Below are 9,601 nucleotides of genomic sequence, written 5' to 3' on the forward strand. Positions count from 1 at the left end.
CCGGCGTCACCAGGAGGCCGGCAGCGGGTAGTCGACGGTGAAGTCCGGCGATCGCCTGAGCTGCTCGCGGAGGTCGCCGGTGGCGGGATGGTCCGGTCCCAGGTGGTGGATCATGTCCGTGAGCAGGCCGGCGAAGAGCGACTCGGCCCGGCCGGGGTCACCGGTCCGGGCGATCCACAGCGCGACCTGGTAGCGGGCGTACAGGGTGATCTCGTGGTCGTCGCCGAGGACCCACGTTCCCTCCCGTACGAGGTGCTCGGCCTCGGCCAGGGCCTCGGCGGGGCGGCCGGCCACGCCCGTCTCGCCGGCGAGCTGCAGCCGTCCGGCCAGGGTCTGCGGATGCTCCGACCCGTAGATCACCTTCCGTCCGGCGACCACGCTCTCGAGCAGCCGGATGCCGGCATCGGCGTCGCCGCTGCGGATGGTCGCGCCGGCGAGGTTCCACCGGACGTCGTTGGTCAGAGGGTCGTACTCGCCGAGCAGGCCGGTGACGTCGGAGTCCAGTTCGCGCCAGAGCCGGAGGCGCCGATCGGCGTCACCGTCGTGGCCGGCCCACACGGCCTGCTCGAACCGGCCGTTCAGCGTGGTGGTGTGCGCGGGGCCGAGACGCCGGACGGCCTGGTCGAGGATGCGGGAGGCGATCGCGAACGCCTCCGCGCCGTCGCCGGTGTGGCCGGTCCAGCGGGCGACGCTCAGGCCGGCCTCCAGGCTCGCCTCGTGGTCGTCTCCGTAGGCCCGGCGGGCCTCGTGCCAGATCTCCCGTGCCGTGCCCAGGGCCTCCTCGGCGTCGCCGGAGGCTCCGGTCCACCACGACAGGGCGCTCTTGAGTTCCAGGAGTTCGGCCGGATCGACGTCGTCCGGAGCGGCGGCGATCGTCGCACGGAGGAGGTCGGCGGCCTGCCGCGTCTCCCGGCGGACGCCGGTGCGCGCCACGACGTAGGCCAGCGCCACGGCCGCGACGAGGACCCCGCCGTCGAGCGCCGTGCGGAAGGCCTGGTACGCGATGTCCTCACGTTGGCGCAGGCCGGCCTCCCAGCCGATGTCGAGGCTCGTCGCCGCGTCGGCCTCGTCGAGCAGGAGCGTCCACACGGTGTCCGGCAGGGGGTCGGCTCCCGCCTCCGCGGCATCGACCAGGTAGTCGAACACACGGTGGGAGCGGGGGTCCGCCTCGTCGGGGACGAGCAGGCTGCTCACCGCGAACACCGGGGTGGTCGCCCAGGTCAGGGCCGCCTCCCACGGCTCCGGGCGAAGGAGGGCTCCGCCGCGTGCGGCGAGGTGGTGCTCGTGCAGGCGTTCGAGCAACGCCTCGGGGAGCGGACCGTGCCAGCCCGCCCGCCGGGCGTCGATCGCCGCCGCGACCAGGGCCGCACCACGCGTGTGCCCGCCCTCGGGGTCCCAGGCGTTCGTGGCCCGGGCCAGCAGCCGGGGACCGGCGGCGAGGTGTTCCGCGATGCCGAACCGGTCCGCCTGCGCGAGTGCCACGACGATCCGCGGGTCGGCCGACGAGCGTGCCCGCTCGATCTCCGCGGGGCTCCACCGGCGGTCGATCCGGATCTCCTCGGCCAGGTCGAACACGCCCCGATCGGGACGCCGGTCCTCGGGGCCGGTCGCGTCGTCGGGCCCCGCGTACCGCTCCCGTGCCTTCGTACGGATCGTCGCGACGACGACGGCCTCGGGATTGTCCACCCCGATCTGCCGCAGGACGTGCGAGGTCAGCCCACCGGCGCCGAGGTAGCGTTCGAGGTCGTCGAGCCAGACGACGCACGGCCCGAGGCCGGCGGCCGCCCGCCGCGCCGCGAGGATCGACGTGTGGTCGTCCGGGTCGGGCAGGAGGAACCGGTGCTCGGGCAGCCGCGCCCGTACCGCCTCCAGAGCCAGCCGCGACTTGCCCGCCGTCGACTCGCCGACGATGACCACGAAGGGATGCGTGCCCAGCGCCGCCTCCACCTCCGCGCTCCGGTCCCGGGGAACGAAGGCGGGCAGGACCGGTCCGTGGGGCGTGGCGGCGGCCCGGTGCACGCCGAGGGCGACCAGGTCGGTGACGTCCTTCACCCGGGGCGGCCGGCCGTGTCGGTCGCGCAGCAGCTTGTCGCGCGCGTCGAGGACCCGGCGATGCCCCTCGTCCAGCGCCTCGGTCCCTCTTCGCGACATCACGCCGGTGACCGCCGTGACGGCCGCGACCACGGCCACGCCGATCGTGGTCGGCAGCGATCGGGTCAGCCCGGCGACCGCGGCCCCACCGGCCGTCGCGACGACGAGCAACCACCAAGCGCGTAACCGGCTCCACCGCCGCATGCGCACATCAGAGCACCACCGTGCCGCCCACGTCCAGCGATCCGCCGATGTCAGGGACCGAGGTCGAGCACGACCGCGGGCGAGCCGACCACCGCCTCGCCCCACTCGCCCTCAACCCGCCAGCCGGACGAATCGCCGGCGAGGGGAGCGAAAACGTCGATGTTGCCCCGATCGGGTTCCCCGTCCGGGTCGCGGTTCGGCGGACGCTCGGAGCCCCGGAACAGGACCGGCCGCCCGCTCACCGTCAACCGGCCGCGGCGGTAGCAGTACATCTCGCCCGGCCGCGGCGGCCGGTAGCGAGGGTGCCGCTCCGTCAGGACCGCCTCGAGGTCGAAGACCAGCGCCCCGTCCCGTACGCCGACCTCCAGCACCCAGGAGTCCTCGAGGTAGATCTCGGCCAGGTCCGCGAACGCCTGGTCGTACGTCGGTGGCATGTCTCAGGCCTGCTCCATCGCCTCGCCGACCTCCTGGCCGTCGCGCCAGTGTCGTTGGTCGGCCAGCATGTGGCCGACGCCGACGATCACCGCGACCGGCCACTCCACCACCTCGAAGGCGGCGAGCACCCCGAGCCCGGCGTAGAAGATCAGCCGGTCGCGCGGGGGCAGCGTCACCGCGCCCAGGACGGGCACCTCCACGACCGTGCCCTTACGCGTCTTCCTGACCGCCGGCTCCGCCATGGCTCCTCACCTCCAGCTCAGCGTCGCCACCCTCACTCCCTACCCCCTCAGGCGGACAGCTCGCGCTCCAACGGGGTACGGAACCGCGGGATCACCCGTACCGGGCCGATCCACTCGCTCAGGCGGGCCGCCTCGGCCTTCACGGCGGTCTCGGCCTCCGCGCCGACGTCCTCCAGCAGCCGGTACACCACCGAGCCGTCGGCGCGCTGGGACCAGCCGCCCACGATCCGGCCGTCGCACCAGACCGTCGGGCCCGCGTTGCCCGACCGGTCGAACAGGGCCGGGCCGTGCTCGCCCAGGTACCAGTCCCGGCCGGTCCAGCCCATCACGGTCGGGTCCAGGCCCGGCAGCAGCGCCACCCACGGCGCCGGCGGCGCCACCGGCTCCGCGTCGCCGGCGAGGACCAGGCCGGGCGTGCCGTCCAGGTCGACCTCCTCGGTCTCCACCTGTGCCAGGGCCTGCCTGACCTGGGTCATGGTCAGGCCGGTCCACCACTTGAGGTCGGCGGCGGTGCCCGGCCCGTACGCGGCGAGCCAGCGGCGGACCAGTTCCGCTCGTGCGGTCTCGGCGGGCACCTGCGGGATCCCGTCCGGCAGCCACGACTCGATCGGCGACCACTGGAACTGGTTGCTGATCCACGTACCGCGCGGGCGGCCACGGACGATCCGGCCCTCGACGGCCAGGCCGAGCAGCACCCGGCTCGCGATCGCCGGACTGGCCTCGTTCCGGCTGCCGCGGCCCAGCACGATCCGTTCCTTCAGGCGCGGCACGTCGGCGGACAGTTCGGCCCCGTACGCCGCGCCGCGCGCCCGCAACGCGGCGAGCGTCTCCTCCTCGACCTCCCGCAGCCACGCGTCGTCCCCGAGCCCGGCCTCCTGGAGGAACTTCAGCGTACGGCGGCGTTCGAGGCGCGCGACGTCGTCGGCGCAGGCCGCCTTCACGATCGGCACCAGCTCGGCAGGGACGGCGAAGACGGTCCGCCGCATGCAGAGCATCCGCACCAGCCGGCGCTCCTCGTACAGCTCCCGCTCGATGTCGGCGACGCCGGGGGAGCGCATCCGGGCCGCCGCCGCGAGGTACACCGCCGCCGGATCGGTGCCGTGCAGCGCCACCAGCGCGCGGGCCGCCTCCACGGCACTCCCGAACGGCGCCGCCAGGCCGTGCCGTGCACCGATCCGCGCCCGCCGCTCCGCCACCGTCATCCGCCTGATCGTCATCCGCTGATTATCGCCGGAGCGGGGTACCACGCTCACAGGGGCGTGGATGGCCGATCGGGGGAGACGTGCACGTGTTCGCGGCGGCGACACCGGCCGACCTGACGGCCGCCCGGGCGCAGATGGCGCTGTCCCTGGGCTGGCACATCATCCTCGCCTGCTTCGGCGTGGGCATGCCCGCGCTCACCGTCTTCGCCGAGTGGCGCGGCCTGCGGACCGGCAACGAGGACTACGTACGGCTGGCGCGCCAGTGGGCCCGGGCGATGGGCGTGCTGTTCGCCGTCGGCGCGGTCTCCGGCACGATCCTCTCGTTCGAGATGGGGCTGCTCTGGCCCGGCCTGATGGCGACGTACGGCCAGGTCATCGGCCTGCCGTTCGCGCTGGAGGGGTTCGCGTTCTTCATCGAGGCGATCTTCCTGGGCATCTACCTGTACGCCTGGGACCGGTTGTCGCCGCACCGGCACGTGCTGACCGGCCTGCCGGTCTGCGTCGCCGGGGTCGCCTCCGCCTTCTTCGTCGTCGCCGCGAACGCCTGGATGAACCAGCCGCGCGGCTTCGACCTGGTGAACGGCGCCGTCACGCGGGTACGGCCGTGGCGGGCGCTGTTCAACCCGGCCATGCCCTGGCAGGTCGTGCACATGGTCCTGGCCGCCTTCATGGTCACCGGGTTCGGCATCGCGAGCGTGTACGCCGCCGGGATGCTGCGGGGCCGCCGTGACCGGTACCACCGGATCGGCCTCCTGCTCCCATTCATCGTCGCGGCGGTCGTGACGCCGGTACAGATCGTCGTCGGCGACACCCTGGCGCGGTTCCTGGCGACCCGCCAGCCCGCCAAGCTCGCCGCGATCGAGGGCCTGAACCACACCGGCTCCCACCGGCCCATCTCGGTCGGCGGCCTGTACCTGGGCGGGCGGATCCGGTACGCCCTGCGCATCCCCGACGGCCTGTCGCTCCTCGTCGGCTACCGGCCCGGCGCGGTGGTGCAGGGCCTGGACAGAGTGCCGCCCGCCGACCGGCCTCCGATCAACCCGGTGCACCTGAGCTTCCAGGCGATGGTGGCGATCGGGTTCGGGCTGCTGGCCCTGTCCGCCTGGCTCGCCCTGTCCTGGTGGCGGCGGCGTGACCTGCCGCGGTCGCGGTGGTTCCTCTGGTTCTGCGCGGTCGCCGGGGTCGCCTCCGTGGTCGCGCTGGAGGCCGGCTGGGTCACCACCGAGGTCGGCCGGCAGCCGTGGATCGTGTGGCACCACCAGCGCACGGCCGACGCGGTCAACCCGGCGCCCGGCCTGTGGGCAGGCCTCGTCGCAGTGCTGGTCGTCTACACCGTGCTCACCGTGGCGATCGCGTACGTCCTGAACCGGCTCCGGAGCCGCCCGGTCGGCGCGCCACAGGAAGGCTGGGCCGAGGAGTACGAACCATGACCTCTGCACAGTGGTTGCTGGTGCTGACCTGGGTCGGGGTGACCCTGTACGCCCTGCTGGGCGGGGCCGACTTCGGCGGCGGCTTCTGGGACATGCTGGCGGGCGGGGCCCGGCGCGGGTTCGCGCAGCGACGGCTCATCGAGCACTCGATCGGACCGGTCTGGGAGGCGAACCACGTCTGGCTCATCTTCGTCCTGGTCATGTTCTGGACGTGCTTCCCACGGGTGTTCGCCTCCGTGGCCTCGACCCTGTACATCCCGCTGACCCTCATCGCGTTCGGCATCATCGCCCGCGGCGCGGCGTTCGCGTTCCGCAAGGCCAGCACCGAGCTGTGGCAGCTGCGGCTGTTCGGCGGAGCGTTCGCGCTGTCGTCGATCCTCACGCCGTTCTTCCTGGGCACGGTCGCGGGCGGCGTCGCGTCCGGGCGCGTGCCCCCGGGCCTGGCCCGGGGCGACCTGCTGACGAGCTGGTGGAACCCCACGTCGGTGCTGGCGGGCCTGGTCGCCGTCGGCAGTACGGCGTACCTGGCGGCCGTCTACCTCACCGGCGACGCCCGCCGCGGCGGTGATACCGGGCTGGCGGAGGCGTTCCGGCACCGCGCCCTGGTCACCGCCGTGGTGACCGGCGCGATCGTCCTGGGCGGCATCGTCGTCCTTCGCGACGACGCTCCACGGCTGTACGCCGGGCTGACGGGGCGCGCGCTGCCCCTCGTCGCCGTGTCGGGGTTCGCGGGGATCGTGTCACTGGTCCTGCTCCTGCTGCGTCACTACACGACGGCCCGGCTGGCGGCCGGACTCGCCGTCGCGGCGGTGCTCTGGGGGTGGGCGGCCGCGCAGTACCCGCTGCTGCTCCCACCGGACGTCACCGTCACCCGCGCCGCCGCCGACCCGCCGGTCCTGCACGCGACCCTGGCCTCGGTCGTCGTGGGAATGGTCCTGCTGGTGCCGTCCCTGCTGTGGCTGTTCGCGCTCTTCCAGCGAACACCGAAACGGTGATGAGCTCCTCGCTCATATTGCCGATTCCGCAAATTCTCGTGCGATTCGCGGAGGTTCCGGTGAGGGTGGTCGCCGTGTTCGCCTGCCCCGATCCGAGAGGACGACCATGCCACCAACGCGCCGCTCCGCCGAGCAACGTCGCGACGCCGGCCCCCCGAAGACCGGGCCCGGGGAGAAGGACGTGCTGGTGGGCTTCCTCGACTACCTGCGCGCCGCGGTGATCGCCAAGACGACCGGCGTCCCGGAACCGCAGATCCGCACGCCCGGCGTCACGTCGGGAACGAACCTGCTCGGCCTGGTCAAGCACCTCACCCACGTCGAACGCCACTGGTTGCTCGGCCATTCGATCACCGACTGGCAAGCCACATTCCATCCGGAACCGGACGAAAGCGCCGACGACCTTCTCCTCGCCTACCGGGAGACCACGGCCCGCGCGAACGAGGTGATCGCCGCCTGCCCCGACCTCGCCGCGGCCGGACCGCGCCCGGGCGGGCGGTCCGGCCCGGCGCCGTCCCTGCGCTGGACCCTCACCCACCTGATCGAGGAGACCGGGCGCCACGCCGGGCACGCCGACATCCTGCGCGAACTCATCGACGGCGCCACCGGACGCTGACCCGGCAAGCCCGAACCCCTCGAGCGAAGGCGCCGGCGCGTGCGGGCGCATATCCTTCGGCGCATGACCGCCGAGGAGTTGCCGGGCGTGGGCCCGCACCCGCGTCCGTGGCCGGACGACCCGCGCCTCGATCCGGTGCTGCTGACCGAGGGGGACCGGCGCAACGTCGTCGATCAGTACCGGTACTGGAGCAACGCGGCGATCGTCGCCGACCTCGACACGCGCCGGCACCCGTTCCACGTCGCGATCGAGAACTGGCAGCACGACTTCAACATCGGCGCGGTCGTCCGCAACGCCAACGCGTTTCTCGCCGCCGAGGTGCACATCGTGGGCCGCCGCCGCTGGAACCGCCGCGGCGCCATGGTCACCGACCGCTACCAGCACGTCCGCCACCACCCGGAGACCGGAGACCTGGTCAAGTGGTGCCGCGACCGCGACCTGCCGATCATCGGCATCGACAACCTGCCCGGGTCCCGCCCGATCCAGGCCGCCGAACTCCCGCGCGCCTGCCTGATGCTGTTCGGCCAGGAGGGGCCGGGCCTCTCGGAGGAGGCGCGGGCCGCCGCCGACATCGTGCTGCACATCCCGCAGTACGGCTCCACCCGCTCGATCAACGCGGGCGTGGCCAGCGGCGTCGCCATGTACGAGTGGATCCGCCGGCACGCCGAAGCCTGACGGCCCCGTCCCGTACGGGACGCCTCTATGAGCCGTGCCGGGGCAGCCGGCGCAGTCCGTTCTCCAGCAGCGCGAACGCGTGTTCGGCGTCGTCCACCGCGCCCGCGTACCGCTCGTCGGCGGTCTCGCCGGACGCCAGCCGTGTGGCGTTGTCCAGGGCCAGCGTCCAGTGGACCGCGACGATCTGGGCGGCCGCCAGCCGGGCGGTGAGGTCCGGGGTGTCGGCCGTCTCGCGCAACGCCTCGGCGAGCGTGCGCTCTCCCGTACTCCTGAAGCGCTCCAACCGGACGATCAGGGCCGGCGTCTCGAGGATCATCCGGAAGAGCGCGCGGATGTCCGGGCGGTCGTTGAGGCCGCTGAACGGGTCCCGCCGGCGCAATCCGTCGAGGAAGTGCTCGCGCAGGGCGGCCAGCGGCGTCATGCGCTCCGGCCGGGCGCGTACGACTCGTGCGCTCTCCGTCTCGTGGTCGGCGAAGCGGTGCACGACGAGGTCTTCCTTGGCCGGGAAGTACGCGAACAGCGTGCGCTTGGACACCTCGGCCGCCTCGGCGACCTGGGCCACCGAGACCTGGTCGAAGCCGCGTTCGAGGAACAGGGCGATCGCCGCTTCGGAGATCGCCGCATGGGTCCGCCGCTTCTTGCGCTCCCGCAGTCCGGGCTGCTCGGTCACGGCGTCCACGGTAGCAGTGAGCCGCACTCGGTCGATTTCTACACCTGGTATACATTTACACCGGGTCTATCGAGGAGGGATCACGTTGACGGACGTCGAGACGGAGGTCGTCATCGCGGGAGCCGGTCCGACCGGCCTCACGCTGGCGTACGAGCTGGCGCTGGCCGGGGTGGAGACCCTGGTGCTGGAGAAGCTGCCGCGGCGCGTCGAACAGGTGAAGGGCGGCGCGATCCAGCCCCGTACCGCCGAACTGCTGGAGATGCGCGGGCTGCTGAAGCCGTTGCTCCGCCGCGCGATGCCGCGCGACCCGGTCGGGGGTCACTTCGCGATGCTGCCGGTGCCGCTGGACTGCACGCCGTGGCAGACCCGGCACCCGTACCCGATCACGATTCCCCAGTGGGAGATCGAGGAGGTGCTGGAGGAGCGGGCGGCCGCCCGCGGCGCGCGGATCCGGCGCGGCGCCGCGGTCGACGGGGTGGAGAACGGCGACGGCGTGACCGTGTCGGCGGACGGGCTGCGCGTACGGGCGCGGCACCTCGTCGCCTGCGACGGCGGCCGGAGCACGGTCCGCAAACTCCTCGGGCTGCCGTTCCCCGGCCGGCCCGGGACCTACCTCGCCGTGCTGGCCGACGTCCGGCTGTCCGCCACGTCGTCGCTGGTGCCACGGCGGGTGGGGCACATCAGCGGCCTGACGCGACAGGTGAACGGCTACTGGGCGATGCTCGTGCCGGTCGGCGGCGACCGGTACCGGCTCACGTTCGGCCGGGAGGACGAGACGGAGGCCACCCGGGACACCCCGGTCACCCGCGAGGAGATCGCCGCCGCGCTGCGCGCCGTGTACGGCGAGGAGACCGTGCTGGGCGAGGTGGACAACGCCTCGCGGTTCACCGACGCGACCCGGCAGGTGGAGCACTACCTGTACTGACCACGGAGGTTGGTACGGCGACACGGGTGGATGATCTTGAAATAGGTGAGGGCCTTCTGGCTCGGTGTGGATTGCGACATCTACATCGACCAGAAAGGCCCCCATGCCGCACCGTAACG

General features: G+C 73.1%; 10 protein-coding genes. 5 read left to right on the forward strand and 5 right to left on the reverse strand.

All coding sequences use genetic code 11. From position 1 onward, the window contains the following. Window positions 1-6: 6 nt before the first annotated feature. From QSK37_RS42350 to QSK37_RS42365, 4 genes are all read right to left on the reverse strand, one after another. Complete coding sequence (locus QSK37_RS42350) at window positions 7-2,262, reverse strand: hypothetical protein (protein WP_285632887.1); 2,256 nt, start codon at window positions 2,260-2,262, stop codon at window positions 7-9. Between the two features lie 83 nt (window positions 2,263-2,345). After that, window positions 2,346-2,729, reverse strand: coding sequence for a hypothetical protein (locus QSK37_RS42355; RefSeq protein WP_285632889.1), 384 nt, complete (start codon window positions 2,727-2,729; stop codon window positions 2,346-2,348). 3 nt (window positions 2,730-2,732) lie between these two features. Then, entirely contained in the window at window positions 2,733-2,972 is a 240-nt protein-coding gene (locus tag QSK37_RS42360; RefSeq protein ID WP_285632892.1) for a hypothetical protein, read from the reverse strand. Window positions 2,973-3,019: 47 nt separating this feature from the next. Further along, a complete protein-coding gene (locus QSK37_RS42365; RefSeq protein WP_285632893.1) occupies window positions 3,020-4,189 on the reverse strand; it encodes a winged helix DNA-binding domain-containing protein in 1,170 nt (389 codons plus the stop codon). Window positions 4,190-4,254: 65 nt separating this feature from the next. Here QSK37_RS42365 and QSK37_RS42370 point away from each other — a divergent pair, with 65 nt between their 5' ends. The 4 genes from QSK37_RS42370 to QSK37_RS42385 all read left to right on the forward strand — a co-directional run bounded on the left by QSK37_RS42370 (window position 4,255) and on the right by QSK37_RS42385 (window position 7,887). Beyond that, complete coding sequence (locus tag QSK37_RS42370) at window positions 4,255-5,604, forward strand: cytochrome ubiquinol oxidase subunit I (protein ID WP_285632895.1); 1,350 nt, start codon at window positions 4,255-4,257, stop codon at window positions 5,602-5,604. Further along, a complete protein-coding gene (locus tag QSK37_RS42375; RefSeq protein WP_285632897.1) occupies window positions 5,601-6,599 on the forward strand; it encodes a cytochrome d ubiquinol oxidase subunit II in 999 nt (332 codons plus the stop codon). Before QSK37_RS42370 ends, QSK37_RS42375 begins: the two co-directional genes overlap by 4 nt. A 106-nt stretch (window positions 6,600-6,705) precedes the next feature. Next, window positions 6,706-7,212, forward strand: coding sequence for a DinB family protein (locus QSK37_RS42380; protein ID WP_285632899.1), 507 nt, complete (start codon window positions 6,706-6,708; stop codon window positions 7,210-7,212). Between the two features lie 63 nt (window positions 7,213-7,275). Continuing rightward, window positions 7,276-7,887: a TrmH family RNA methyltransferase gene (locus QSK37_RS42385; protein ID WP_285576872.1), complete on the forward strand. Its 612-nt coding sequence runs from the start codon at window positions 7,276-7,278 to the stop codon at window positions 7,885-7,887. Between the two features lie 25 nt (window positions 7,888-7,912). Here the strand turns inward: QSK37_RS42385 and QSK37_RS42390 are convergent, their stop codons facing one another. Next, window positions 7,913-8,557, reverse strand: coding sequence for a TetR family transcriptional regulator (locus tag QSK37_RS42390; protein ID WP_285632901.1), 645 nt, complete (start codon window positions 8,555-8,557; stop codon window positions 7,913-7,915). An 85-nt stretch (window positions 8,558-8,642) separates the two neighbouring features. Between QSK37_RS42390 and QSK37_RS42395 the strand changes: the two genes are divergently transcribed. Next, window positions 8,643-9,482, forward strand: coding sequence for an FAD-dependent monooxygenase (locus QSK37_RS42395; RefSeq protein WP_285632906.1), 840 nt, complete (start codon window positions 8,643-8,645; stop codon window positions 9,480-9,482). Window positions 9,483-9,601: the final 119 nt, after the last annotated feature.

Source organism: Actinoallomurus iriomotensis, assembly GCF_030269445.1.
GTDB classification, from domain to species: domain Bacteria; phylum Actinomycetota; class Actinomycetes; order Streptosporangiales; family Streptosporangiaceae; genus Actinoallomurus; species Actinoallomurus iriomotensis.